The 884-nt window shown below is 61.2% G+C and carries 1 protein-coding gene and 1 pseudogene; both read left to right on the top strand.

Features of this window, described 5'->3' with window-relative positions; all coding sequences use genetic code 11:
• A pseudogene (locus tag EN879_RS40485) lies at nt 1-167 on the top strand (EamA/RhaT family transporter); the annotation flags it as partial.
• 142 nt (nt 168-309) lie between these two features.
• Nucleotides 310-828: a flavin reductase family protein gene (locus EN879_RS37460; protein WP_013529455.1), complete on the top strand. Its 519-nt coding sequence runs from the start codon at nt 310-312 to the stop codon at nt 826-828.
• Nucleotides 829-884 lie beyond the last annotated feature (56 nt).

Here is an 884-nt window from a genome sequence, read left to right as displayed (position 1 = left end):
AGGGTCCGGTCTATCTCAGCCAGATCGGTTATGTGGCGGCGGCCGTCGGCCTGTTTGCCGGAACCCTCTTCCTCGGCGAGCACTATCAACTGCTGACCTGGGCAGGCGCGCTCATCATCACTGCCGGCGTGTTCATCACCACCAGGGCACAAAGCCAGAAGGCGTGAGCGGTCGCAGGGGATCCGAACTGCCTTCGCGCCTGGAGCCGATCTCACCTGAATTTGTATCCAGATCTGCTTTATCTTCTTGTTTGAGCGTGGTCTTTTCCGAGGACCTTTCCCTTTTTGGAATCGTGCTCTGGAGCAAGCCATGACCGAACCGAAGACATCCGAGGGGACTGCCGTCGATGTAGCTGATTTTCGCGCCGCGATGCGGCTGATCGTCGGCAATGTCAGCGTCATCACCGCCGGCACCGGCGAGGATCGCTCCGGTCTGGTGGTCATTTCGGTCGTCTCGCTGTCGGCCGAGCCGCCCAAGGTGATCGCCTGTGTCAACCGGTCATCGTCGACCTGGCCGGTGATCGAACGCTACCGGCATTTCGGCGTCAACTCGCTTGGCCCCCAGCATCAGCGCGTGGCCGAGCGGTTCTCCGGCTTCGGCGGCATCAAGGGCAAGGACCGCTATGAGGGCGCCGAATGGGTGACGCTCAAGACCGGAGCTTTGCTGCTTTCGGATGCGGTGGCCGCATTCGACTGCAGCCTCGATGAAATGATCGATCGCGGCACGCATTCCATCGTCATCGGTTCGGTCGAGGCCGTGCGCACGTCCGATGCCGGCCAGGCGCTGATCTACTGGCGCGGCGGCTACAGGCCGCTGAATTCTGAATAGATCAGACCGAGCCTTTTTCCGCCAGGACCATGTAGTTGACGTCCATGTCCTTCGAC

This window comes from Mesorhizobium sp. M7A.F.Ca.AU.002.02.1.1, from assembly GCF_003998535.1.
Taxonomy (GTDB): domain Bacteria; phylum Pseudomonadota; class Alphaproteobacteria; order Rhizobiales; family Rhizobiaceae; genus Mesorhizobium; species Mesorhizobium ciceri.
The sequence above is the reverse complement of the archived record's forward strand: the minus strand, read 5'-3'. Positions and strand labels throughout refer to the sequence as shown.